The organism is Geobacillus sp. FSL W8-0026 (genome assembly GCF_037966255.1).
Lineage (GTDB): Bacteria > Bacillota > Bacilli > Bacillales > Anoxybacillaceae > Geobacillus > Geobacillus icigianus.
The window spans coordinates 3,512,086-3,537,778 of sequence record NZ_CP150194.1 but is presented as its reverse complement, the minus strand read 5'-3'; the positions used below and the strand labels follow the sequence as shown (position 1 = coordinate 3,537,778).

Sequence of the window (25,693 nt, the reverse complement as noted above, 5' to 3'; positions counted from 1 at the left end):
GCGGGTTGATTCCATCAGTGCGGCAAAAACGCCAGCTGCAAAAAGAACAGCACCGCCAGCACGTACAGGAGCGGATGCACATCGCGCCAGCGGCCGCGAGCGATTTTTAAGAGCGGGTACGAGACGAAGCCGAGCGCGATGCCGGTCGCGATGCTCGAGGTGAGCGGCATGCTTAAGAGAATGAGAAAGGCCGGAAACGCCTCGTCGAGCTGATGCCACGAAATATGGGCAATATGGCTGATCATCAGGCTGCCGACGATGATGAGCGCCGGGGCGGTGATGGCCGATAACCCGGCGACCGCGCTGACCAGCGGGCTGAAAAAGGCGGCGATGACAAATAGGACAGCGACGGTGAGCGCCGTCCATCCGGTCCGCCCACCGGCAGCGACGCCAGTGGACGACTCGATGTACGCTGACGTTGGGCTTGTGCCAAGCATGGCCCCGACCGTAGTCGCGACCGAGTCAGCCAAGAGCGCTTCACGGGCGCGCGGCAGCGTGTTCCCTTTCATCAATCCCGCTTGCTGGGCGACGCCGATCATCGTGCCGGTCGTGTCAAACAGCGTCACAAGCAAAAAGGAGAAGACGACGGCGTACAAATGATGGCTGATCACATCCCCAACGGCCGCAAACGGATTGGCAACGATCACCCCGTCCGGCAGCGCCGGCAGCGACACGATGCCTTTGTCAAAGTGCAGTTGCCCGGTCGCATAGGCGATGATCCCGGTGATGACCATGCCGTAAAAGAGCGCTCCTTTGACGCCGCGCATCATAAGAACAAGCGTGACGGCGAGGCCGACAAGCGTCAACACGGCCGATGGGGCATGCAAGTCGCCAAGCGCCACCAAGTTTTGCGGGTGAGCTTTGATGATCCCGGTCAGCCGCAGGCCGATGAAGGCGATAAACAGCCCGATGCCGGCGGTGATGCCGTGCTTTAAGCTGTCGGGGATCACTTCAATCAGCTTGCTGCGGAGCGGGGTGAGCGACAGCAACAAAAACAGCACCCCGGCGACAAACACGGCGGAAAACGCCGTTCCGTACGAAATGTTGTCGTGCGAGCCAACCACTGAATAGGCGAAATAGGCGTTCAGTCCCATGCCAGGGGCGATGGCGATCGGATAGTTGGCGAAAACCGCCATCCACAACGTCCCGATGATCGTGGCGATGACGGTGGCTGTAAACGCCTGCTCAAACGGGACGCCGGCGTCCGATAAGATGACCGGGTTGACGACGATGATGTACACCATCGTGAGAAACGTGGTCAACCCGGCGAGCATTTCCGTCTTGCGGTCAGTCTGTTTTTCAGCGAAACGAATCATGGGCGACCTCCTAAAAACGAACAATGTTAGAAACCATTATAATAATATTCGTTTTTTATAAAAAATGCAACGGGGGCGTTTTAGGCGCCCCCATCGCTTCTTCACTCCGCGTCGCTCAGCCGTTTTCCGGCGACGGCGTAATGATCTTTCGTCATTTCTTCAATGAAAACGACAACGCTCTCTTTTTTCGCTCCCGTCGTTTCCACAACGGCGTCCGTCACTTTTTCAACAAGCGCTTTCTTTTGCTCGTCCGTGCGGCCGGCGAGCATTTTGATCGTGACATACGGCATCATGGTTCCCCCATTTCCTTGTCGAGTGCTGTCGCGCTTATTATACCATGGAATGATGAAGTTCAGTCCACTTTTCGCGGCAAATCATGTATACTAAAAGTGGTGAATATAGGGGAAAGGGAGTTAATCAAGTGGAACATTTTTTTCCATATTCATTAAGTGAAATTCCGTACGTGCTCTTGACGCTGGCGTTAGCGTTTTCCGTGCACGAGTTCGCCCATGCGTACGTCGCCTACAAATTCGGCGACCCGACCGCGAAAAACCAAGGGCGGTTGACGTTATCGCCGTTGGCCCATTTGGATTTGCTTGGCACCTTGCTTATTTTTCTCGCTGGATTTGGCTGGGCGCGGCCGGTGCCGGTCAACCGCTTCCATTTTAAAAATCCCCGTCTGGCCGGCATTCTCGTTTCGGTTGCTGGGCCGCTCAGCAATCTTGTGCTCGCCGGGCTTGGGTTTGTCATTTGGTATGCGATGGTTGATTTCGGCATCATGCGGGCGCTGCCGGATTGGTTTGCTGCGGGGTTTGACCAGTTTTTTCAAATTTTTATCGGCCTGAATGCGGTGTTGTTTTTGTTTAATTTGTTGCCGTTTCCGCCGCTCGACGGGTATCGGATCATCGAAGATTTGGCTCCCGACGGTTTGCGGGCGAAGATGACGCAATGGGAGAGCTACGGGGCGTTGATTTTTCTAGTCCTTGTGCTGACGCCGCTTGACCGCTATACGATTGAGCCGGTGTTTCAGCTGGCGCTGCCGTTTGTGCTTGAGAGTCTGCAATCGGTTGTTGCTCGTTTGTTTATGTAAGGAAGGAGGAAACCGCGCATGGAGCAAAAAAAGAAAAAAACGATCGGCTTTAACATCATCAAAGACGATCCGACCGACGGGCACCGCGGTTTTGGCGCCGGGGCGTTGAGCTTAGAAAACGTCTCGCCGGTCATCATTGACGTCGAGGCGGGCGAAGCGTTCGTCGATATGGGGGCGATGCATGCGCGCAGCGCCGTCGAGCGCGGCATTAAGTTTTTGCCCGACCGTGCGGCCGTGCCGAACGGCAAGCCGTATTGGATCGTCTGGGTGACGATTGAACGCCGCGAGGACGGCCCGTATTACGCCGGGGTGACGGCGTGTGAAATGACCGTTGACCGCGAGGCGCGCCGCGGCTATAAGCTATTGCCGGAACATGTGAACCGTCTCGATAAATCGCTGAAGCGGCACATCATTGTCGATCATATGGATGCGAAATCCAAACGGGTGCTCGCCGACTTTTTGAAAGGCCACGACATCGACATGTGGAACCGTTCGAGCGATGAGCTGAAAAAAGGGCTTGAAGGCGAATTGTGACGGTTTTGTGAACATATTTGGGCAAGGGCTTGTTCTTGTCTGGAAAAAAGGATAAACTAAATCTACATGTATAACACAGGAAAACTAGGACAAGAAAATCCCCTGCCCATGCGCAGGGGATTTTCTTGAAAACTGTACATGAGCATTTTTTCATTTCTTGAAACTTCTCAAGCAGGTTTCCCTCGTTCCAAGGGCTTTTCGTGAAAAAATGGCTGAGCATGGTTCGATGGTTGGGATGAAAATTCCAGTGATGGACATCGGTCAATGTTCCCGAACATCCCTTGGTACAGGGCATCGACAAGATGAACGAGAGGCTTGATGACCGGCTTCAAGAAATCAAGCGCCACCCCCAGCGTCATGAAAAATGGATGGATTCCTTGATGATGTGCTCATCGATTCCTAAGACATGAATCTCCTTGTGTGAATGGGTTTGAGCACATCTATTTTACTCAAGGAATCGGGTTCATGTCTCCTTTTTTTGTTTATTTGTCAATTTATGTTAGCAAATTTGCTCATCTACAACCAAAATAAACTCCTGCCAACATCAGAACAAAGTTGTGCCAAAGGACCGGGAAAGGTGAAGAGGAGAAGGGGAGTCCCTTGTCCATCCAGCCTTCCCCCTCATTCCCTATCACCACTTTATTCTCCATCATAATAAAGTCGTGACAGAAAAAATCGAAACGAAAATCGGGAAAAGGGGCAATTGGTGCATGACCTTATTTTGGATGGAAGGAATTAGGGGCGCAAGAATGAGGGTTCGAGAGGGGAGGAGTGGCAAGAGTTTATTTTGATTGCACATAGTTAATGGGAAAAATAAGGAATGACAAGGGAAATGAGGAAATCCGTTTCTCTTTTTTTGTTTAGAGAAGTGGGGGAGGAAAAGGGGGATATGTCAAAGGAATTTCGTATTATCGGTTATGTAAAAATTAGGCATATATAACCACTGAATTTACTATAAAATAGGAATAAAATCATAATTTATACTTGATTCACTTGTGTTACCATTTATACAAAGTATAAATGGAGGAGTGAAGAAAAATGCGTTGCATGCCACGTTTGTTAGGTGATGGGGATAAAAGGGAGCAGCGCGGGTGATGATTCGGCTGAGGCCTGATGAATTAGAAACGGTGGCAAAGCACATTCCCGATGCCGAAGACGCTTGCCAGCGGGCGCGGACGACGCTGTCATGGGAGCCCTCTTCCCTTGCGATGGACCTCCCCGGCGTCAGCACGCCTGCCATCGAAGCACTGCGGGACGAACTCGTTCATTGGCTGAAGCGTTATGAAGACAAACTGAACGAAGCGGAAGAACTTCTGTATCGCACCGCCGCCGCGATGCGCCAAGCGGACCAAACGCTCGCCGACAACATGAAGGAATTCGGTCTGGAGCTTCTCGGCTGGTATGACGTACAGCGCGTATTTGGCGAGTACGACCCGATCACCGGCGAGCGCCTGTCGGTCGGGGACCGATTGCTGGCGGGCGGGATGTTGTTATTATCGATTGTACCATCGGCTAAAAGTGCCGGCGTCGCCGGAAAAGCGGCGATCAAGGGCGCCAAGGCGATCGATGCCGCCTCCGCCCTTGCGAAAGTGAAACATGTCGTGCGCGATGATAAAATGAAAGCGATCGGCGACATCGCCTTTCGCCAAACCGTCCGCTCCCCTCTTGCCGAAACAGCCCGATTGTTCAAGAAGCAATGGGACGAATTAGTAGGAAACGTCGCCTCTGTTTCATGGCAGCCGGCGTATGCCGGAGTGGGCCCAGCGCCTCGGGTGTGGATGAGTGAGGCGAGGAATGAAGTTAAAGATGCCACTTTCCACATGATAAAGAAAGCTGAAGGAGGGGTGGTTGGACGGGGGACGAACAAACTTTATAGAGGAGATAGTTTGTTGCACTCATCTAAAAGACCCAATGGAATTGGCAAACCTTTTATGTCAGATTCAGGTAATTTAGTTCCTGCAAATAGTAAAGGCATATATAAAAATCGGCAAGTTACTGTTATAGAGCATATTCTTGGAGGTTACAGAAGGAAAGCAAAATCAAATAGTCCCTATATTAGTTTTACCGGTAACAAACTCGTTGTTGGAAATTACGGAGATTATTTAATAGAGTTAGATATTTCTTCTTTGAGAAAAGCCATTAGGTCAGGAGAAGTTAAGAATGTAGCTATTTTATCTCCGAAACAGATTCGAAAATTAATCGAACGAGATAGATCTTTTTCTGATTTTTGGAAGAAAAGGGCATTAAATTGGACTGAGAGAGATAATGAGTATTTGATAAGAGGTGAAGTACCTAGCAAATTCATAAAAATTTATCCTAGGGAGTGAGTATTAAATATGTTTCTATATTTTCAAAATGAATGTCTAGGTGAAATACAGGATATTAACACTGAAGGTATGTGGGTATACGGTAAACTTATAGCGAATCAAAATATGGTGAAGTTTAGGAAGTTTTTTGAGGATCTAACGAATGAGGAAAATCATTTTAAAGAAAGTGAATATAATGAGGAATGGTTGAATGATGATAATTGGTTTGTTGTAGATAGTCATGGAGATAAAAAGGGAATTTATTTACCTGCTGTGTATGAGGATGGAGAAATAAATTGGAGATGGAGATAAAGCTTAGGTGTAAATTATCATTTTATTTCAGCACAAAACACCCATTTTTTTGCACATTTCTTCAGAAAGCCCTCTCCCCTTTTCTGAAGGAATGTGCTAATTTTTTTGTGAATTGTTTCGGACGAAGATTGCCATTCGTTTCAAGGGGGGAGGAAGTGTGATCCAGTTTCACGACTTTGGCATTGACATTCAAACGTATACGGATCGTGGGAAAGAGAACGATTTTCCTGATGTAAACCAATGTCCCCACGTTCTATCCCGCCGCCCCTTGCGTCGTCACGGGTATTACCAACGCTATGCGTTGACGGCCGAGGGGGAGTATCACCTTTGGATCGCGCGGTACGCTCGCGAGAATGCCGCAAAACCGTGAGTGTGCTGCCTTCGTTCCTCCTCCCGTATGTTCAATATACCCTATCCGTCATCTGGCAAGCGGTCAAAGCATGGCTCGAAACACCAGGACGAGGAGCGAAGACCAAACAGGTTGGTTTTCCCACCAAGGGGGTCATTTTGTTTTATATCCGAAAAAAAACCGGTAAAAAAGTTGGAGGGGAAATTGATTGAAAAGCAGTTTCACCGAAAGAAATACAACAATTAACTGAAAGAATGTTCGATGCTGCTGATGTTCCCCAGTCTGCTAGGAGAGAGTATTATCGTGTATTTTATCAATATATTTATCGGGAGTAGTGAAGAATAATGAGAATTGAGAATTTAATTTATAAAATAAAAAGTTTAGAAGATTGTATAGTTTATCCACCAACTGGTATTCCGAATTTAAGTACAGGACATACTTTGCCTGACGATGTGCATAAGTTTTATGAATTATGTGGTGGGGCTCTTTTATTTGAAAAGGCTGATTATCCTATTTTAATAGTCCCTCCACAGGATTTTCAGTTAGCCAACCCTATTATTGTAGGAGAGTTATGTGAAGAAGATATTTCATCCGATTGGTATATTTGTGCAACGGATCAAAATGGAGAGTACATTACAATTGATTTAAATCCGAGTAGGCTTGGTAGGTGCTATGATAGCTTTTATGATAGGCATGGAGTGGTAGGAGAGTGTTCTATTATAGCGACTTCTTTTACCGATTTATTAGAGCGATTGATAGAAAATAGGGGTAGGTATTGGTATTGGCTACAAGAAGATTTTATATCTTTAGGTGATGCTTACGACGATGTTTAAGGTTTTTGAGAAAGAATACTTCTTAGGATGCCATGGGGCCTTGAGAATTATAATTAATCCTATTGAGTGGCTATGAGCTTTTCAAGGTTTTTTCTGTTTTACAACAGAGTTGGTTCAGTGGCTGTCCTATCTCGACGATGCGCCAAGCGGACGAGACGCTCGCCGACAACTCGGTTTGGAGCTCCTCGGCTGGTATGACGTGCAGCGCGTGTTTGGCGAGTACGACCCGATCACCGGCGAGCGCCTTTCGATCAGGGGTCGGCTGCTGGCAGGAGGAATGTTGCTTGCGTCGATGGTTCCTCCCGCTAAAGGGGCCGGAATGGCGGGAAAAGCGGCGATCAAGGGTGCGAAGGCGATCGATGCCGCCTCCGCCCTTGCGAAAGTGAAACATGTCGTGCGCGATGATACCATGAAGACGATCTTCCACACGATCTACTATCAAGTCATCAAAGCGCCGTTTGCGGAAACGGCCCGCCTGTTCAAGACACAATGGGACGAATTAGTCAAAAGCGTCGCCTCCGTTTCCTGGCAGCCGGCGTATGCGGGGGTGGGCTCGGCGCCTTGGGGGTGGATGAGGGAGGCGAAAGATGCGACCCTCAACAGGATCAAGAATGTTGAGGGGGAAGCGGTTGAGAAGGGGATCAGTGAAGCTGAGAAGCTTGCTAAGGGGACGAAGAAAACTAGACCATCATGGAGACAATCTGAAATCGATGTAGGGAAAGAATATCCCGGTTATCGTGAACAAGTATCATTTAAAGATGGCAATGAAGTAAGTCATGGCACTAAAAATAGTTCGAGACCAGATTTTTATATCAACGGTCATGGTGTAGAAGTTAAGAATTATAAAGTGACTACGTTTTCTGGAAGAAGTAACTTAATAAGAAGTGTTTCAAAGCAAATAAATAAGCGTATAAGTGATTTACCTGAACAAACTAGGCAAACTGTTATTATTGATGTAAGGGGTCAAAATGTCACAAGGGAAGTTTTGAGGGATATTAAACAAAAAATAAATGAAAAAACAGACGGTGTTGCAGAAATTATTTTTAAAATGGATTAGAGGTGAAATTTAGATGGCGGTAGGAATATTAGTAGATTGTTTTTTTTACGAATTAGGACATAGCGATTTTGTACATTCATTCTTTTCGACAATCTCATATCATTTGGAAAAAGAAGGATGGGGAACAAAATACCCGTTATTAATGAATGATTTATATTATGACAAATTAAATTGGCAAAATATCCCCGTTGCGAAAGCTAATCTAATTGAAATTGAACAGGAATTATCAAAATACTCCCCAGAGTCTGTTATATGGGATATTGATGACATATCACAAAAACCACCGTGGGGGGATCAGTTTAGTTCAAAAGTAACCAATTTAGCAAATTATTTTGCAACAACTGATGGGAAGACATTTTTTGAAGTGATACGTACAGCGATGGACGTAGCAGAAGAAGATAAATGTGATATGAAAATTCATAAACTTTAACTTTTTTACGATATGGGGTACTGAATAAATGGTTCTTAACTATAGAGTAGTTATAACCCTAGTACGCCCTATATGATTTTAAAAATATACCCGTGGTGCTAGATAAAATCAGACAAGCATAAAAATAGCCTTGCATGAGGATCTTCTTAAAATGAAAGTGTAACCAAACATCAAAGGGAGAATTCACATGCAAGAGCCCTTTCACACTAGCGTTGCACAGCTTACAAAATTAGTAAATAAAGTGTGATATAAAAAAGCGTTTACGCAAAAGAAAAAAACCCCTAATGTAGAAGTGTTGGGATGATGTATAAAATTTTGTGTAAAGTACTGTAGATGAGCATTTTTCATTACAGTAATTTCCATTCCCTAAGAGACAAACAGGGGACCCCTTAGGCGACATGGAGCTGTTTTTTGATCACATCAATGGGAATCTCTTGCTTCGCGGCATCGTAGATGAACTCGACGATGCTGTGCCCTTTCCGAGAACGAAGAAGCTCTAGGCCGGAAGAGAGGTCTTGTTGAGATTCCGCGATGCTGTATACACAGGCTAAGAGCATCACTGCCCAATACCGTTTCACCGCCCGAATGTGACGAACACGGTATCCATCGAGCTTCAGCTGGTCTTTGGCCTGCCGGAAAACGCATTCGATCGTCCAGCGCTGGGCATAGTAACGCAAGATCTCTTCATCGCCTAGCTCCCGGTCGGTGCTCAAGACAACATGGAGATGATCTGGCGTCATCGGTTCATCCGCCTTCCAAGCCAGCAGCACCACCGCGTCATCGAGGCCATGGATCGCTCCCTCGTAGCGATACACGCGGTAACGCTCCTTCCCCACCGTGACGAGGCGGGTGTCGTTGGGCTCGATATAGCGGGCGAACTTCTTCGCTTGGATGGCGATACCTTTCGGATAGAGAATCCGGTTCGTCTTGAGCATGGCGATGACATGGAATCCTTGTTTCAGGCAGGCTTCGATGAGCGCTTGGGACGGATACCACGAATCCATGAGCACATACACCGGCTGAGCCCGTTTCCCCTTGAGCGAGGAAAGCATCTCGATCGCTAGGTCGATCTTGCTTCTTCCCGCCGTCTTGTCATACAGACGAAAGGCGAACGGAAACGCTTGGGTGAAGGTATGCACCATCAGCCAAACGAGCGAATGCCCCCAAACGGATTGATGATCTTTGTGCGAGTAGTGCCAATCACACCCTTGAATGGCGCGGGCAGCCCGTGACGAAGGCTTCGTTTTTTGGCAAATCGTATCATCAATCGAAACAAAAAGGGGTTGATTCTCCCGTTTGGCTAGGCGTTCGATCTGGCGAAGAATCCATTCTTGAAGCTTCTCAAGCCGTTTTTCCTCGTTCCAAGGGCTTTTCGTGAAAAAATGGCTGAGCGTGGTTCGATGGTTGGGATGAAAACTCCAGTACCGGACATCCGTCAATGTCCCCGAAAATCCCTTGGTCGTCAAGGCGTCGACAAGATGAACCAAATGCTTGATGACCGGCTTCGAGAAATCAAGCGCCAATCCCAGCGTCATGAAAAACTTGTGGATTCCTTGATGATGTGCTAATCTATTCATGAGACATGAACCTCCTTGTGGGTAGTTTGAGCACATCTATTTTACTCAAGGAGCTGGGTTCATGTCTCCTTTTTTGTTTAGTTGTCAATTTATGTTAGCAAATTTGCTCATCTACAGAACTAAAACAAAAGAGGTGATATTTAATGTTAAAAAGAACTTTTATACATGATTTATTGAATTGTATTTGTAAGAAAGACAAAATCTCTTTAAAAAACTTATATACCAAGAATGGTTCGGAATTTGTAGATGGAGCTTATCTTTTATTTAAAAACGGATTAATTACTACCTATCATGGAAACTTTGTGTATGGCGGAGATGACGAAGCTCCAATAGACATGGTGTGTCCAGAAGAGTTATATCCCACCCCAAAAGAGCTGCTATTATGGACCCGAGTTCGACAGTTTTGAGGTCATTTTAGGCAAATGGAAATGACCAAAATGCTGTTATATCAAGGGTTTCGTAATGCGGATCCTAGGAAAAAACGCCGAATTTCATAGGCACACGATTTATTAATTTTTCCTTTTAAAAATAAGGTTTATACGTTATAATATAGGCATGTACATACGACGAGTCACACGCAAAAATAAGGATGGAACAACCGTTGCTTATCTCCAGCTTGCTCACAATGAATGGGATCCAAAGGCCAAATATGCGAAAGCGAAGGTGATTTATTCATTCGGGCGCGAAGATGAAGTGGATCGCGCCGTCTTGGAACGTCTGGCCAAAAGCATTTCGCGATTCCTTTCTCCTGAGCAGGCTTGGGAAGTCGAAACGTTGACAGGAGAAGCTTCCGATGACTTTCAATTCCAGTCATGCAAACACCTCGGCGGCGTCTGGCTCTTGGATCAGCTCTGGAGACAACTGGGGTTGGGAGAGATTCTCCACTCCTTGTTTACCTCCCGACATCACCAGATTTCGCTGGAACGGCTGATTTTTGCCATGGTGGCGAATCGCGCCCTTCATCCGTCAAGCAAGTTGGCGATGGAGGAGTGGGTGGAGAAAGATGTGTATATCCCTCACCTTCCTCAAGCCGCCAGCCACCAGTTGTACCGGGCGATGGATGAACTGCTGGCCGTGCAGCCGGAATTGGAACGTCAAGTGTTCCATGCTGTGGCCGATTTATTGAATTTGGAAGTCGACTTGATTTACTTCGATACGACTTCGTCGTACTTCGAAGTGGATCCCTCTGAAACACCGGAAGGAGAATCGCTTCGAAAACAAGGATTCTCGAAAGACAAACGCCCAGACTTGGTTCAAATCGTCATTGGGCTGGCTGTCACCCGGGAAGGAATCCCGATTCGCGCTTGGGTATGGCCTGGCAATACGATGGACATGACGGTCATCAAACAGGTGAAACAAGACTTGATTGGCTGGAAGCTTGGACGTGTGATCAGCGTCATGGACCGCGGCTTTTCCTCTGAAGAGAATTTGCGAATCTTGCAACAGGCCGGCGGACACTACATTGTCGGCGAAAAAATGCGATCCGGCAAAGCCGCCGTCGAAGAGGCCTTAAGCCGTCGCGGACGTTATCATGAAGTGGACGAGAATTTGCACATCAAAGAAATCATCGTCGGCGACGGAGAAGCGCGTCAGCGCTATGTTCTCGTGTACAATCCCAGCGAAGCCGAACGCCAACGCAAGGAGCGAGAAACGCTGCTCGAATCGCTGAAAGAGGAGTTAGAAGGGCTTCGCCAACTCCCAAACGAAGCCCATCATAAGGCGACCTGCCGGTTGCGTTCCCATCCGTCCTACGGAAAATACTTGCGCCAGTTGAAGGACGGAACCCTTCGCATCGACAAGCAAGCGGTTCGTGACGCGGAAAAGTACGACGGCAAATATCTCATCCGGACATCCGATGACACCTTGTCTGCCGAAGATGTCGCCATCGGGTATAAGCAGCTGGTGGATATTGAGCAGGCCTTCCGAACATTGAAGTCCACATTGGAATTGCGGCCTATGTATCATCGCTTGGAAGACCGCATTCGGGCGCATGTGCTGCTCAGTTGGCTTGCTCTCTTGTTAGTTCGGATCGTCGAGATCCGAACCCATGAATCGTGGCCGAACGTAAGGGACGAATGCGAACGTCTCATGCTTGGACATTTTTCTTCAAAAAACGGTGACCTTGATCAACGAACCGAACTGACGGCCAAACAGGCTCAATTCTTTGCGGCTCTAGGGCTGGAGCCTCCTCCGAAGATTCTAGGCATCCATCCTCGCACCTAGATACACGCCCAACGTATGCCCAAATGCCTCTCGTCCCTTTGGTATCAAGGGATGAGAGGCATTTTGTTTGCCTAGTCACTGTCGAACTCGGGTATGGAAAAATAGAGTCAAATGCTGATACCCCTTTAACAAAGAAAGAGCCGAACGGCTCTTTTATTTTTTCACAAAAGATAAGGGTTTATACATAGGCTGTGACTTTATCCAAAAGAGTGGGATTTATTTAAGATTAGGTTCTTTTTTATTAGATTGTCTTCATAACTTCATTTGATTTTCCTAATTTATGTTTTTTAATAGTAGAATTCACAATTAAATAAACGGGTATTGAAATCACCAGCGAAATGATAGACATGATTAACCAAGCGTTTCCTATCCCATAAAAATCCGAAAAGAATCCATTTAACAGTAAAGCCAAAATCGTTGCTCCAGCTTCTAAAGTGTTGAAAAATGAGAGTAAAGTAGACCTGTTCTCATTTTTGATATTTTGATTCAAAAACGTATATCGAATCACTTCTTCTGAAGCAGTAATAACAACATGTAACCAGAATAATAGTAATGCAATTAGATAATTGCCTGTTAAAACGCAAAGAATAATAGAAAGCGTATTAAATATGGTACTTCCTATGAGGATATAGATTTTGTTTTCAGAAAGGGATGATATTTTTCTGGATAAATAAGCCCCTAAAATACTACAGAGGTTTAAACCAACCCATATATATCCTGTATTGATATCTTTTGTTTCATCTTGGAAAAAGAGTTGCCATTGATTACCCGGTCCACTAATAATGAATGATAAAGGTAAAAAGGATAGGCAGATTAGAAAAAATGTCTTATCATTTCTTAAAAAATGAATTCCTTCTTTTGTTGTTTTCTTCAACATGTTAAAACTCTGACCTATGTTTATTAAATGAGGATTTTCTTCCAAATTCCTTTTAGGTTCTTTCATTTTAAATATCGCAACAATCATAGAAATAATTAACAATATAATCCCTGCTAAAATAGGATAACTCAAATCAATATTACCTAAGACTTGCGCTCCCAAATATCCACTTAATAAATTAACTGTTGTGCCAGCCATGCTATTTATTGAAAAGACTTTATCAAATGTGAATGTTTCATCTATAGCTAAAATACGATCTATCATCCAAGAATCCAACGTACCTGACTTTAACGATTCACCTATTGCAGTAAAGATCGCTCCTAAAATTAAAAATGTAATATTCCCCCAATCTATAAATAAAAAAAGTAAACCGATACTTCTAATTATACAACTACTAATGATGGTGTTCTTCCTGCCGAATGTATCAGCAATAATTCCAGAAGGAGTTTCCGTTAAAAAACTTACGATCCAAAAAAGGGATAAAAAAATGTTCATTTCCGCATAACTGTAATGCAGTGATTCCATATATAAATATAGTGTTGCACCAAACACAGCTATACCCATACCATATAAAATATTAATGATATAGTATGTGTTTATGATGTTTTTAATCTCTTTCATTTTCATTTTTCATCATCACTCCTGCTAAAAGGTCTAATATGGCATGGGTAACTGTTGAAGCTCCTATCTTATTTCCAAAATCATACATTTCATTGTATTCTACAATATCGATACCAATAACATCGGCATTATTCACACACAATTCAATAAAATCTAAAAAATCCTTATAGTGCCATCCGTTTGGTACAGGATAACCTACACTTGGAACAATACTTGGGTCAAATACATCAACATCAAACGTAATATAGGTAGGAAGAGTTGAATCTATGGTGACATTTTTGAATGATGTTCCAAATAGGGTTGTTAGTTTATCGCTCTTTATATCCTCTTTATCTTGTGGTCCTCTGATTCCTAATTGATAGATATGACGTATTTTTTCTTCCTGTATTAGATTTTTCATAAAGCTACCATGTTCAACAATATCCCAACGGTTAATTCCCAAATCAGAATGGGCATCTACATGTATAATTTGTATCTTTTCATAATGCTCTAAAAAACCTTTGATGATTGGATAGGTAATGGTATGGTCTCCTCCTATAAAAAAAGGAATAATATTAGATTTTGCCACTTTTTCTGCAAGATTTTTTATTCTATTTAATTGGAGTTTCTGATTAAGTGTTACTTCTAATTCTCCGTAATCTTTTATAATTAAATCTTTTCCGACTATCCTTTTTTGGTTCGGACAATACCACCCTTTTGTCAAACCTTTTTGATTATATTCCAAAGTGAATACTTGAGAACTATAACTTCTTAGACTTTGGGGGCTATCTTCAAAGTCTCCACCCCCTTTTTCCTTTTATTACATATATAAAACATATTCTGGAGAATTTCAATATTATTATTAATTTTTTTGTTTTTTTGGCTCTTCACCAAAAGTTGTACTTGATTTTTTCATCACGTACCTGATTTATGCAACCAAGAAAGAACAGGAAACCAATCATGTTTTGCATACACTTGTTCAGAGAAGTGAATCGTCTGTCAAGTACATGTTGTGGTGATGAGCCGTTTTTTTACAAATTCCGACACATGTATAAATTTTTCTTCTGACAATAGCATTCCACTATTAACAACTTGTTTAAAAGTTTCGTTTGGGGACAGATAAGCACCTTGTGAAAACACTTGTTTTAATAGAAAAAATTTTTATCAGAGTGTAGTGCCAGATGATAGAGAGAAGCAAGTTTGGCATATGAATATTCAATGTAATAAAAAGGAGTTGAAAAGATTTGTTCTTGCATTAGCCAAAGTGAGTTAACTTCTTTTTCATATGGTTCTATATTTACGCAATGATGTGTATATTTCTTTAATATATCTAAAAATAAATCTTTCTTTTCTTTTGCTGAAGGATATTGTTGTGTATACAGTTTTTCTTGAAACTCATGAATGGCTACGTTAAATGGTATGGAAATCACAAGTTGATTGAGATAATTTCTAATTACATCTTTTTGATTACCAAACAATTGAAAGATAAGTATCGATTCAAATAAATGAGCGAATAATTCATTCACTTCATTATTAGTGTTTCTTTCAGTATAGTGGCTTAAATTATGTTTAAGATAATTATGATAACCATGCCCAACTTCATGTATGAAATAATAAATATCCATCATTGAATTGGTGGGATAAATACTTATAAAGAACTTTTTCGAATAAGGAAGTTCTATGCAAAACCCAAAGTCTACCTTTCTTTTTCGCATCTCAATGTCTATATAACCATCTAACCATAATTGGGATAAATAAATATAAAAATCACTATCGAGTTCCTCTAATAGTTGAAAAATAGATGGAATGCATTCTTGTAACGAATAAGAAATATCTATTTTACCGTTTTCCAAGTAATCTAAAAGCCCGGTGAAAAACCGCTGTCACACTCGAATCGGCGGCATTTTCATTCAGAAACGAAAGCTGATTCTACAAGGTTTCTCTAATTGGAAAAAGAATGGAATCAGCAGTATTTTGCCCTAAATCACCAACCTTCTAAATCCTAGGGATTAATGGATTCTATTCCTAACTCTCTAATGCGTTTTCATGGTAGATATCCCTTACTAAGGGAATTATGTATTTTTATATATTATTCTTCCACTCTATTACATTTCTTTCTGTGTGTTCAGTAGTTTTATTTAACTTATTACTATATTGTTGATAACTTTCAAACTGATTTATTTTGGATATTCGATTTCGATGATGTATAAAATTTTGTGTAAAGCATTTTGCTAGACCAAAAGAAAAAAGGTAGGGTATTCTCTGATTGGACCAAAAATCTTAGAGAAAGGAGTACCCTACCTATGTCTAAAAGAAGTATACCGAATATCGACTGGGCAAATCAACTGGAAAACGCCATTCGTCAGTTTGTAAAGGAAAAATGAGAACTGATCATGTGGGAAGAAATCAAACATTTCCTCGAAATCGAACAAGCCGGAACATCAAACATGAGAAACGGCTATTATCAACGAAATCTAGATACGCAATAGGGCCGGATTGAAGGGCTTTTGGTCCCAAGAGACCGAAATGGAGAATTTCAAACACAGCTGTTTGCCCCTTACCAACGACACACCGGCTGGCTGGAAGAAGCCATCATCAAGATGTATCAAAGCGGCATGAGTACACGGGAAATTGGCAAATTTATCGAACGAATTCTAGGAGGCTGGTGAAAAACCGCTATCACACACCAATCATCGCATTTTGATTCAGAAAAGAAGGCTGTTTCTACAAGGTTTCTCTAATTGAGAAATGGGTGGAAGCAGTAGTATTTTGCACTAAATCACCGGCCTTCTAGGAAATGCGTATTCTCCAGCGACGATCAGCCGTATGACCGATGTCGTGAAAGAAGACATCGAGAAGTGGCATACTCGTCCTCTACAAAAGCGTTATTCGGTCTTATATTTGGATGGGTTATACGTAAAACTTCGTCGCGAAACCGTGGAGAAAGAAGTCATTTATGTGGTGTTAGGGGTGAATGAAGAAGGGTATCGCGAAATTCTTGATTTCTTTGTGGGAGGACAAGAAAGTGCCTATGTATGGCAGGAAATTCTCCAAAACCTTTACAAAAGAGGCGTCAAGGAAGTGCTTTTAGGGGTATTCGATGGACTACCGGGTCTAGAAGAAGCCTTTCAGGCGGTGTATCCGAAAGCTGACGTACAGCGTTGTGTCGTTCACAAAGTCCGTAACACCCTCAGCCGTGTTCGGAAAAAAGACCCATTCGAAATGGCGGAGGATCTGAAACTCATTTATCGATCTCCGAGTAAAGAAATCGCATTGGAGATGTTTTGACAGTTTGAATCGAAATGGTCGAGCAAGTATCCGAGAGAAGTTCCATCTTGGGCCAATGAGTGGGATGTCCTCCTAACATTTATGGATTACCCAAGCAGTATTCGAAGTGTGATTTACACGACGAATGCCATCGAACGAACGATCAAGGATCAAGGAGATTCGGAAACGTTTAAAACCGATGAACCGTTTGAGCAGTTTAGAAGCCGCGGAAAAAGTCGTGTATTTAACCATTCAAGATTTTAATGAGAAATGGGCAGGGAGAAAGTTACGAGGATTAGCCGAAGCGCAGGAAGCCCTCGAGCGAATGTTTGAAGAACGTTATCATTAATCAAATACTATAAATTAACAAAAATAGGGGGATTCTCCCCTTCCCCACAGGAGACTGAATATTCAGTCTCCTGTGGGGAGGAAACAGCCCCCTCTATTCCCAATCCATTTCAGAGATACCCTATCCATCTTGCATTACACAAAATTTTTGACGGTACCGTACTCTTAAAGGTTATAATTATTTGTAATAATTACTAATAATATAATGTAAAGGAGATATGAAAAATGAACAAAGAAAATACTGGAAAAAGTCCAATAAGATGGATTATATACGCTCTCTTAGCTTTGGCCGTAATAAGATTTATAGACAAATTAATTTAATTAATCAATATGAAAGTGTTGCAAAATGCATAATGGATAGTAATCACGAGTGTTGATTATCCAAAATTATACATACGCCTTCCATAAATTTGGGCATACTCAAACAAAGCAGCGGCCATCCCGGATTTCCAATCGAGAGGAAGCTGCCCAGAGAAAAAACGGCGAACGAACGAAATGAAGGAAAGAGAGACGTTCGTCTGTTTTTTGGTTTGATCATACAGCCATCGCAGCAACACATACGCGATGAACGCCGCAAACAGTTGGTTGTATACCGCATTTTCCGTCGTGCCAAACAAGGTCGGGACATTCAGATATTGCTTCACCCAACGGAAAAAGACCTCAACAGTCCAACGTTGTTGGTACATGTCGGCAATGGTTTCCGCAGACGCATGGAAGAGGTTCGTCACGACCCGAATGTCGCGGCCATTCGCATCTCGAAAGATCACCACCCGGTGACGCTTGGTGGAGCGGCATTGTTTCGTCCCCAACTGGCACGTGAAGTCGGCTTGAACCGATGAGGATGTGCTGGAAAGGCGTTTCAAGCTTTTTTTCTGATGGAGTTCGATGTTGTCCTTCATCCGAATGACAAAGAGCTGATGTTGCTCCACAAATCGATCGAGGCGTTCGATTTTGAAATACGCCCGGTCTTCCACCAGCCCTTGTTGAGCGTTCGTCAACTGTTCTCCCACCGGGCCATCATGACGCAGTCCGATGGTTTCCACCACGTCTGCCGGCAACGAGGATTCCGGCGAATACGCGACGTGCAGCTTCACTCCGGCGCGTTCGCCGTGATACGGCGCCCATGGCAGGCGGTTTTTCCCGACCGTGACGGTCGTCGAATCCACCACCCGAAGCGGTTTGGGAAACCGAAGCGAACGGCGGGTTTGGCGGTTGCACTTGGAAATGATCAACGCCAACAAGCGTTTCATGATGTCATAGGGAACTTCTTTCGCTTTCTTGGATACAGTTGAATAATGGAATCGCGGCAATCCATACAGAGGCCCCACATCGGCTCCGTGGCGAAAGCTTTTCCATTGATGCATGGCGGCCAGCAGGAAGAAGTGAATCAACTCGCGCAACGTAAAGGTTCGAGACGAATCACGATACCCAACCGCTTCGGCAATCAGTTGAATCTCTTCATCCGAAACAAGTTTTTGCATCAAATTCGGGAGTGTGGTATGCTTGTTCATAGAGAGCACCTCCTGGGTTTGTTTGTGTCGCTACTCACATTCTACAGGAAAGGTGCTCTTTTTTCTATACCCTTTGGATTTTATTGGATAATCAACACGCCTGATATCCCATTATATGATGAAAAAATCGAAGGATGGGTTGGAAGGGGAAGTAGGCAAAATAACATCTGCCGAGAGGGCTGCCGCAAAAGGGTTCCCCGGGATCAAAACCACTAAAAATGGTAATCCAGACTTTGCTGGAACAGAATATTTATATCCTGTTGAAGAAGGGCAATTAAATATAGTAAAAATAAAAATGACAGGGAGTAGATCAGGGGATTTCCTCGAAGCGAATAAGGCAGCGGGGTTTGCTGGGACTGGAAGAAAATCCCCACATCCGGATTATACATGGCATCATTTGGATGATTTTGATCCCGAAACCGGCACAACAACTATGCAATTGGTAAGGAGAGATGTACACCAAGCAACTTTCCCCCATTATGGTTCCGCATCCCAATATGATGAATATTATGGGAAAGCCATATACAATAAACCTAAAAAGAAAAAAAGAATTGACCATGCCACAGAAATGGAGGGTCCAGTCGAATGAAAATCTATTATAATAATAAAATCCTTAATGCCAAAGAAAAGATAACGATCGAAGATATTCAAGAAATAGAGTTAAAGTATCATTTTACTTTTCCAGAGGAGTTTAAGGAACACTATTTATCGTATAACGGGGGGGAACCAGAAAAATATGTATTCGTGGATGAGGACGGAGACGAGTACATAATTCAACAGTTTATCCCTATTAAGGGAGGGAACAGGGATTTCGACACCACCCTCAGGGATTTAAGAAGGGATGGAATCATACCGGATTGGTTAATCCCTTTTGCGGAGGAACCATCAGGCGACCTTTACTGTTTTAGCATTGCCGAAGGTTCCGAGGGAGACATTTACCTTTGGTATCATGAGGAAGTCGATGATCCAGATAATTCTTATTCATATTTATGTGATTCACTTTCAGAATTTATTAATAGTATGAAAGAACATTACTAAAATAGTAGTAACGTTAATAGATGATGTACTGTAGTTGAGCATTTTTCATTACATCAATTTCCATTTCCTAAAAGACAAACAGGGGACCCCTTAGGCGACATGGAGCTGTTTTTTGATCACATCAATGGGAATCTCTTGCTTTGCGGCATCGTAGATGAACTCGACGATGCTGTGTCCTTTCCGAGACCGAAGAAGCTCTAGGCCGGAAGAGAGGTCTTGCTGAGATTCCGCGATGCTGGATACACAGGCTAAGAGCACCACTGCCCCATACCGTTTCACTGTCCGAACGTGGCGAACACGGTACCACCTGACTTCAGCTGGTCTTTGGCCTGCTGGAAAACGCATTCGATCGTCCAGCGCTGGGCATCGTAACGCAAGATCTCTTCATCGCCTAGCTCCCGGTCGGTGCTCAAGACGACATGACATGGAGATGATCCGGTGTCATCGGTTCATCCGCCTTCCAAGCCAGCCGCATCACCGCGTCATCGAGGTCATGGATCGCTCCCTCGTAGTGATACACTCCCTCGTAGTGATACACGCGGTAACGTTCGTTCCCCACCGTGACGAGGCGGGGGTCGTTGGGCTCGATATAGCGGGCAAACTCCTTCGCTTGGACGGCGATGCCTTTCGGATAGAGAATCCGGTTCGTCTTGAGCATGGCGATGACTGGAATCCTTGTTTCAGGCAGGCTTCGATGAGCATTCGTTGATGATGTGCTCATCAATTCCTAAGACATGAACCTCCTTGTGTGAATGGGTTTGAGCACATCTATTTTACTCAAGGAATCGGGTTCATGTCTCCTTTTTTTGTTTAGTTGTCAATTTATGTTAGCAAATTTGCTCATCTACAACCAAAATAAACTCCTGCCAACATCAAAACAAAGTTGTGCCAAAGGACCGGGAAAGGTGAAGAGGAGAAGGGGAGTCCCTTGTCCATCCAGCCTTCCCCCTCATTCCCTATCACCACTTTATTCTCCATCATAATAAAGTCGTGACAGAAAAAATCGAAACGAAAATCGGGAAAAGGGGCAATTGGTGCATGACCTTATTTTGGATGGAAGGAATTAGGTGTTGTAAGAATGAGGGGGCGAGGGGGAGGAGTGGCAAGAGTTTATTTTGATTGCACATAGTTAATGGGAAAAATAAGGAATGACAAGGGAAATGAGGAAATCCGTTTCTCTTTTTTTGTTTAGAGAAGTGGGGGAGGAAAAGGGGGATATGTTAAAGGAATTTCGTATTATCGGTTATGTAAAAATTAGGCATATATAACCACTGAATTTACTATAAAATAGGAATAAAATCATAATTTATACTTGATTCACTTGTGTTACCATTTATACAAAGTATAAATGGAGGAGTGAAGAAAAATGCGTTGCATGCCACGTTTGTTAGGTGATGGGGATAAAAGGGAGCAGCGCGGGTGATGATTCGGCTGAGGCCTGATGAATTAGAAACGGTGGCAAAGCACATTCCCGATGCCGAAGACGCTTGCCAGCGGGCGCGGACGACGCTGTCATGGGAGCCCTCTTCCCTTGCGATGGACCTCCCCGGCGTCAGCACGCCTGCCATCGAAGCACTGCGGGACGAACTCGTTCATTGGCTGAAGCGTTATGAAGACAAACTGAACGAAGCGGAAGAACTTCTGTATCGCACCGCCGCCGCGATGCGCCAAGCGGACCAAACGCTCGCCGACAACATGAAGGAATTCGGTTTAGAGCTTCTCGGCTGGTATGACGTGCAGCGCGTATTTGGCGAGTACGACCCGATCACCGGCGAGCGCCTGTCGATCGGGGATCGGCTGCTGGCGGGCGGGATGTTGCTGTTATCGATTGTTCCTCCGGCTAAAGGAGCCGGTGTCGCCGGAAAAGCGGCGATCAAGGGCGCCAAGGCGATGGAGGCGGCGTCTGTCCTATCTAAAATGAAACATGTTGTGCGCTATGATAAAATAAAGGCGATCTTCGAAACGATTTACCAACAGGTCATTAAAGCGCCGTTGGCGGAAACGGCCCGTTTGTTCAAGAAGCAATGGGACGAAGTAGTGGAAAGCGTCGCCTCCGTTTCATGGCAGCCAGCATATGCCGGAGTTGGCCCAACGTCTAGAGTGTGGATGAATGAAGCGAGGAATGAAGTCAAAGATACCGCTCTCCATATGACGAAGAAGATCGAAGGAGAGGCCATTGATCGTATACCTAAGTCAAGTGATCCTTCCATTAAGGGTAAGGGAAAAGCTAATTTTGTAAATATAGCTAGTAAAAAACGAACAAAGCATATACTTTACGGAGATAAAACAGGTGGTGGGCATTTATGGCCTGGAACTGGAAACCCTAATAAAACATTATTCCCTAAAAACTGGAGTGCGGAAAGGGTAATGCACAATGTATCAGATATAGCTACCGACCCTACACTAAAATGGAAGAGGGGGAGAGTTATTAAGAGTGTCCAAAGATATGAGGTTATAGGAATTAGGGATGGAGTTAAAATAAAGGTAATTACAGATGGAAAAGATATAATAACTGCATTCCCTATTAAATAACTAATTTTAGGAGGGCGTATTTTATGAATTTAAATATTCTTTTAAAAGAAATAGTAAGAAATATTACTAATCTTCCATTGAAAGATGAAAAAGACATATTAGAGTTTATAGAACACGAAGAGTGGGGATTAGCTCTAGAAACAATATGCAGTGTAATTGAACAAGAGGATATTACTATTGATAAAGATATTTTTAGCAAAATCGAAGAAGCTGGAATATACATGGAAATGGACAAATCACTTTGGGAAGGAATAAGTAAACAAATTAGGTAAATATGCTTGTCTATAAATTATCACTTTATTTTGGAATAAAAGAGGCATTTTTTTTGCACATTTCTTCAGAAAGCCCTCTCCCCTTTTCTGAAGGAATGTGCTAATTTTTTTGTGAATTGTTTCTATATTTCAATACCATTATTTTTGTAATTAACAGTAAACTCTTGATATATTTCTTTTTTGTTCATATTGTTCATATTAAAGTACCTCCTAACCGTGAATAGATGACGGAACCTCTTTAGAGTTCGTGAAAGTAAAGATTAAAAAACTTTTGTGGCAATATATACTAAGTTGAAATTTTGTTTTACATCCAGCCGATTATTCAGCATTTATATATACTATCAGTTTGGGCAAGATCTCTTCATCGCTAAGCTCCCGGTCGGTGCTCAAGACGACATGACATGGAGATGATCCGGTGCCATCGGTTCATCCGCCTTCCAAGCCAGCCGCACCACCGCGTCATCGAGGCCATGGATCGCTCCCTCGTAGCGATACACGCGGTAACGCTCCTTCCCCACCGTGACGAGGCGGGGGTCGTTGGACTCGATATAGCGGGCAAACTCCTTCGCTTGGACGGCGATGCCTTTCGGATAGAGAATTCAGTTCGTCTTGAGCATGGCGATGACTGGAATCCTTGTTTCAGGCAGGCTTCGATGAGTGTTTGGGATGGATACCACGCACATCTGCCGAGTCCACTTTGCTTTGAGCGAGGAAAACCTCGCGATCGCTAGGTCGATCTTGCTTCTTCCCGCTGTCTTGTCATACAGATGAAACGCTTGCGTGAAGGTGTGTGCACCATCCGCCAAACGAGCGAATGCCCCCAAACGGATGGATATTTGTGAGAGGAATGTTCATCTACAGTTTTTGTTCAGAAGTTTTATTTGTTAAGACTCTCTTTTAGGTGTATTTTCATCAGTATCAATTAGCCAAGGACTATCTCGATTTTCCTTAATGAGAATAAATCTTCGATAATTTTTCCCGCCTAAAGTGGGAACCAAATTAGGATCTTGTACCTTAATGTTAAGTTCCCCATAATAGACTTTGATCGCAAAATATTGTTTATAATTCGGGTCAATGGGGCCTGAGTCATTAGAGATATCAACAAGCTTAGTGATGGTAACCTGCTTCATATTTTTAAGGTATTTACTATACTCTGGTTGCCCTTCGAATTTCAATTGCGGGCCTAGAAGCGATGCCGCATCTTGATATTTTTGTTTGTTGATATCCTGATAAAATTTTTCAATCACCTTTTGTGCCTCTGGGACAGGTGTTTTAACAATATTAGAACGAGCCGTTTGTGGCTCCTTTTGGTGTAAAGGCTTCTTTGCACTATCACCACATGAAGCTAATAAAAATAAAGCGAAAGTGATTACTACAAACATAAGTTTTTTCATTGTTTCTTCCCCTTCCAATATACGGCTGTAAATCTAATCTCCATTACCTGTAATGATAGATGTTCCAAGGATAGTAATAATTTTACCAACTTTCAAATGCTCGTTTGCAACTACATTATGAATTAAAAGGAGGGAATTTACAAAACAATTCATTCTAAAAAATACGACTATTTTCTACAAATGTTGACATGCAACGTCATCTTTGTCGATTTCACTGTACGGCTCACCTTTCTTGATTTTCCGAATAATATTTCAATAAGAAATCGATAAGCTGTAAATATCAAAGGGGGGAGACTTCACTCTATACTGTAGATGAGGTGGTACATTGATTCTAACCAAGGAATCGGGTTCATGTCTCCTTTTTGTTTGTAAATTTATGTTAGGGAATTTGCTCATCTGAATATTTACAAAAAATTATAAATATTTTATTATTCATTTATGTTGGTTTATATATAAAAAGAGGAGGGTGAATATGCAGACAGAGAAACATAAAAGGATAAAAGCAAATTTTTCTCCGGAACTGCGTTCAAAAATCCAAAAACTGTACGCTAGGAATAATTGGTATAACTTCTTGGCAATTGGTTATGATTGGTTCATAGTTTTAGACATACTTTTTGTACCCCAATAGGAAGATTCTTTTTACATCCACATCATGACAATTATCACCTTGTACATCATTTGTTTCCTGCGATTCCCCACTATAACTTAAAGAAGGCACATTTAATCCTAATGGAGGACGCTGCATACAGAGAGGCTCATCATTGTACGGGATTTTTTCAATCATTCTTACCAGGGTTTTATAGTGTCATTGAGGATATATGTGGCATCTCTTTTGATCGAAGTAAAGGTAACATTAGTTAATGGGTTCATGAAAAGGTGGGAGCATCATGTTGACAGCATTGCTTCATGGGATTGCATTAGCTTTTGGATTAATTCTACCCCTTGGTGCGCAGAATGTCTTTGTTTTCAACCAAGGGGCCTCACAGCCAAAGTTCAGAGGGGCAGTTCCAGTAATCATTACAGCTTCGCTTTGTGATACTTTACTCATTTTGTTAGCTGTTTTTGGAGTCTCTGTTCTTGTTTTTACGGTTCCTTTACTACAAACTATACTCTTTTCTTTAGGGTTATTCTTTCTGATTTATATGGGGTGGTCTATTTGGAATAGCGACCCTGCAAGCTTAAGGAAGAATGAAGTTGCGTTGACTCCTAAAAAACAGATTATGTTTGCATTATCGGTGTCCCTTCTCAACCCACATGCCATCCTAGATACAGTGGGGGTGATTGGAACTAGTTCGCTGAATTACAATGGATTAGACAAAGTGGTGTTTACTATTGCGACCATTTCGGTTTCTTGGATTTGGTTTTTATGTCTTGCCATTGCCGGAAGAATAGTCGGTAATTTCGATACAACGGGAACACTTTTAAAAATGGTAAATAAACTATCAGCTTTGATCATATGGGGAGTGGCTGTATACATAGCCGTTCAATTGTATAAAATGTTGTAAGTAGGACTACCTGTAGTGTTCCGTGTACACTCCAGAAATACACGCAAACGAAACCGTTCTAGAAGGCCGGTGAAAAACGGCTAATTCCCTTCATCAATGGGGGAATGAGTGAAAAGTCGGATCGGTGCAACAAGGTTTCTCGAGTTGATAAATAACATTGCCAATCCGTATTTAGGATTCCATCACCATCCTCCTAGAAGGCTGGTAAAAAACATTGGTTTCCTTTGGTCGATGAATAAAAGTGTGCGGTGTTGCAAGGCTTTTCTATTTGAGAAACGATGCTAGGAAGCAGTGTGCACGATTTCATCCCCCTCCTCCTAGG

22 protein-coding genes and 7 pseudogenes are annotated in these 25,693 nt (G+C 43.3%); 18 read left to right on the top strand and 11 right to left on the bottom strand.

Annotation, left to right across the window (positions count from 1 at the left end; translation table 11 throughout):
- Window positions 1-14: 14 nt before the first annotated feature.
- Both NST29_RS17680 and NST29_RS17675 read right to left on the bottom strand, forming a co-directional pair.
- The gene (locus NST29_RS17680; protein ID WP_061912367.1) at window positions 15-1,316 is read right to left on the bottom strand and encodes an NCS2 family permease; all 1,302 of its coding nucleotides are present in this window, start codon (window positions 1,314-1,316) and stop codon (window positions 15-17) included.
- Window positions 1,317-1,417: 101 nt separating this feature from the next.
- Window positions 1,418-1,606 carry a 2-hydroxymuconate tautomerase gene (locus NST29_RS17675; protein WP_020961553.1) on the bottom strand — a complete coding sequence of 63 codons (189 nt, stop codon included), beginning with the start codon at window positions 1,604-1,606 and terminating at the stop codon, window positions 1,418-1,420.
- Window positions 1,607-1,737: 131 nt separating this feature from the next.
- Here NST29_RS17675 and NST29_RS17670 point away from each other — a divergent pair, with 131 nt between their 5' ends.
- Together NST29_RS17670 and NST29_RS17665 are read left to right on the top strand one after the other, a co-directional pair.
- Window positions 1,738-2,406, top strand: coding sequence for a site-2 protease family protein (locus tag NST29_RS17670; protein WP_033023324.1), 669 nt, complete (start codon window positions 1,738-1,740; stop codon window positions 2,404-2,406).
- 18 nt (window positions 2,407-2,424) lie between these two features.
- Window positions 2,425-2,940: a YwhD family protein gene (locus NST29_RS17665; RefSeq protein ID WP_033023326.1), complete on the top strand. Its 516-nt coding sequence runs from the start codon at window positions 2,425-2,427 to the stop codon at window positions 2,938-2,940.
- 154 nt (window positions 2,941-3,094) lie between these two features.
- Here the strand turns inward: NST29_RS17665 and NST29_RS17660 are convergent.
- Window positions 3,095-3,299 (bottom strand): annotated as a pseudogene (locus NST29_RS17660) (IS701 family transposase); the annotation flags it as partial.
- 735 nt (window positions 3,300-4,034) lie between these two features.
- Between NST29_RS17660 and NST29_RS17655 the strand changes: the two are divergent.
- The 6 genes and pseudogenes from NST29_RS17655 to NST29_RS17630 all read left to right on the top strand — a co-directional run bounded on the left by NST29_RS17655 (window position 4,035) and on the right by NST29_RS17630 (window position 8,227).
- Entirely contained in the window at window positions 4,035-5,267 is a 1,233-nt protein-coding gene (locus NST29_RS17655) for a pre-toxin TG domain-containing protein (protein ID WP_324699036.1), read from the top strand.
- 9 nt (window positions 5,268-5,276) lie between these two features.
- Window positions 5,277-5,558 carry a hypothetical protein gene (locus tag NST29_RS17650; protein WP_008881167.1) on the top strand — a complete coding sequence of 94 codons (282 nt, stop codon included), beginning with the start codon at window positions 5,277-5,279 and terminating at the stop codon, window positions 5,556-5,558.
- 157 nt (window positions 5,559-5,715) lie between these two features.
- Window positions 5,716-6,242, top strand: a pseudogene (locus NST29_RS17645) (DUF6431 domain-containing protein).
- A gap of 9 nt (window positions 6,243-6,251) precedes the next feature.
- Window positions 6,252-6,740, top strand: coding sequence for an SMI1/KNR4 family protein (locus NST29_RS17640; protein WP_324698668.1), 489 nt, complete (start codon window positions 6,252-6,254; stop codon window positions 6,738-6,740).
- Window positions 6,741-6,849: 109 nt separating this feature from the next.
- A complete protein-coding gene (locus tag NST29_RS17635; RefSeq protein ID WP_339232530.1) occupies window positions 6,850-7,797 on the top strand; it encodes a pre-toxin TG domain-containing protein in 948 nt (315 codons plus the stop codon).
- 13 nt (window positions 7,798-7,810) lie between these two features.
- A complete protein-coding gene (locus NST29_RS17630) occupies window positions 7,811-8,227 on the top strand; it encodes an immunity 70 family protein (protein ID WP_033842835.1) in 417 nt (138 codons plus the stop codon).
- Between the two features lie 389 nt (window positions 8,228-8,616).
- Here the strand turns inward: NST29_RS17630 and NST29_RS17625 are convergent, their stop codons facing one another.
- On the bottom strand, window positions 8,617-9,804 hold the full coding sequence (locus tag NST29_RS17625; protein ID WP_339232529.1) for an IS701 family transposase: 1,188 nt from the start codon (window positions 9,802-9,804) through the stop codon (window positions 8,617-8,619).
- A 143-nt stretch (window positions 9,805-9,947) separates the two neighbouring features.
- Here NST29_RS17625 and NST29_RS17620 point away from each other — a divergent pair, with 143 nt between their 5' ends.
- Both NST29_RS17620 and NST29_RS17615 read left to right on the top strand, forming a co-directional pair.
- The gene (locus tag NST29_RS17620) at window positions 9,948-10,211 is read left to right on the top strand and encodes a hypothetical protein (protein WP_339232527.1); all 264 of its coding nucleotides are present in this window, start codon (window positions 9,948-9,950) and stop codon (window positions 10,209-10,211) included.
- Between the two features lie 148 nt (window positions 10,212-10,359).
- Entirely contained in the window at window positions 10,360-12,027 is a 1,668-nt protein-coding gene (locus NST29_RS17615) for an IS1634 family transposase (protein WP_172418722.1), read from the top strand.
- A 241-nt stretch (window positions 12,028-12,268) separates the two neighbouring features.
- On the opposite strand, the gene NST29_RS17610 is transcribed toward NST29_RS17615, so the two are convergent.
- From NST29_RS17610 to NST29_RS17600, 3 genes are all read right to left on the bottom strand, one after another.
- On the bottom strand, window positions 12,269-13,531 hold the full coding sequence (locus NST29_RS17610) for an MFS transporter (protein WP_339232524.1): 1,263 nt from the start codon (window positions 13,529-13,531) through the stop codon (window positions 12,269-12,271).
- Entirely contained in the window at window positions 13,512-14,249 is a 738-nt protein-coding gene (locus NST29_RS17605) for an arginase family protein (protein ID WP_172418836.1), read from the bottom strand. The genes NST29_RS17610 and NST29_RS17605 overlap by 20 nt, the downstream gene beginning before the upstream one ends.
- A gap of 400 nt (window positions 14,250-14,649) precedes the next feature.
- Window positions 14,650-15,357 (bottom strand): hypothetical protein, encoded by a 708-nt coding sequence (locus tag NST29_RS17600; RefSeq protein ID WP_172418720.1) that lies wholly within the window; start codon window positions 15,355-15,357, stop codon window positions 14,650-14,652.
- A gap of 450 nt (window positions 15,358-15,807) precedes the next feature.
- Between NST29_RS17600 and NST29_RS17595 the strand changes: the two are divergent.
- A pseudogene (locus NST29_RS17595) lies at window positions 15,808-16,164 on the top strand (transposase); the annotation flags it as partial.
- Between the two features lie 127 nt (window positions 16,165-16,291).
- Window positions 16,292-17,120: pseudogene (locus NST29_RS17590) on the top strand (IS256 family transposase); the annotation flags it as partial.
- Between the two features lie 376 nt (window positions 17,121-17,496).
- Here the strand turns inward: NST29_RS17590 and NST29_RS17585 are convergent.
- Window positions 17,497-18,630 carry an IS4-like element IS5377 family transposase gene (locus tag NST29_RS17585; protein WP_339232523.1) on the bottom strand — a complete coding sequence of 378 codons (1,134 nt, stop codon included), beginning with the start codon at window positions 18,628-18,630 and terminating at the stop codon, window positions 17,497-17,499.
- Window positions 18,631-18,745: 115 nt separating this feature from the next.
- On the opposite strand from NST29_RS17585, the gene NST29_RS17580 reads away from it, so the two are divergent.
- Both NST29_RS17580 and NST29_RS17575 read left to right on the top strand, forming a co-directional pair.
- Window positions 18,746-19,219, top strand: a complete 474-nt coding sequence (locus NST29_RS17580; protein WP_324698681.1) for an HNH endonuclease — start codon at window positions 18,746-18,748, stop codon at window positions 19,217-19,219.
- A complete protein-coding gene (locus NST29_RS17575) occupies window positions 19,216-19,668 on the top strand; it encodes an SMI1/KNR4 family protein (RefSeq protein ID WP_324698682.1) in 453 nt (150 codons plus the stop codon). The genes NST29_RS17580 and NST29_RS17575 overlap by 4 nt, the downstream gene beginning before the upstream one ends.
- Window positions 19,669-19,758: 90 nt before the next feature.
- Here the strand turns inward: NST29_RS17575 and NST29_RS17570 are convergent.
- A pseudogene (locus NST29_RS17570) lies at window positions 19,759-20,373 on the bottom strand (IS701 family transposase); the annotation flags it as partial.
- Between the two features lie 717 nt (window positions 20,374-21,090).
- Here NST29_RS17570 and NST29_RS17565 point away from each other — a divergent pair.
- Together NST29_RS17565 and NST29_RS17560 are read left to right on the top strand one after the other, a co-directional pair.
- Window positions 21,091-22,200: a pre-toxin TG domain-containing protein gene (locus NST29_RS17565; RefSeq protein ID WP_324699038.1), complete on the top strand. Its 1,110-nt coding sequence runs from the start codon at window positions 21,091-21,093 to the stop codon at window positions 22,198-22,200.
- 23 nt (window positions 22,201-22,223) lie between these two features.
- Window positions 22,224-22,472, top strand: coding sequence for a MafI family immunity protein (locus tag NST29_RS17560; RefSeq protein ID WP_003251249.1), 249 nt, complete (start codon window positions 22,224-22,226; stop codon window positions 22,470-22,472).
- A 351-nt stretch (window positions 22,473-22,823) separates the two neighbouring features.
- Here the strand turns inward: NST29_RS17560 and NST29_RS17555 are convergent.
- Window positions 22,824-23,328, bottom strand: a pseudogene (locus tag NST29_RS17555) (IS701 family transposase); the annotation flags it as partial.
- 28 nt (window positions 23,329-23,356) lie between these two features.
- Window positions 23,357-23,866 (bottom strand): DUF4829 domain-containing protein, encoded by a 510-nt coding sequence (locus NST29_RS17550; protein ID WP_033017768.1) that lies wholly within the window; start codon window positions 23,864-23,866, stop codon window positions 23,357-23,359.
- Between the two features lie 603 nt (window positions 23,867-24,469).
- Between NST29_RS17550 and NST29_RS17545 the strand changes: the two are divergent.
- Together NST29_RS17545 and NST29_RS17540 are read left to right on the top strand one after the other, a co-directional pair.
- Window positions 24,470-24,727: pseudogene (locus NST29_RS17545) on the top strand (fatty acid desaturase); the annotation flags it as partial.
- A 26-nt stretch (window positions 24,728-24,753) separates the two neighbouring features.
- Window positions 24,754-25,371, top strand: a complete 618-nt coding sequence (locus tag NST29_RS17540; protein ID WP_033021870.1) for a LysE/ArgO family amino acid transporter — start codon at window positions 24,754-24,756, stop codon at window positions 25,369-25,371.
- Window positions 25,372-25,693 lie beyond the last annotated feature (322 nt).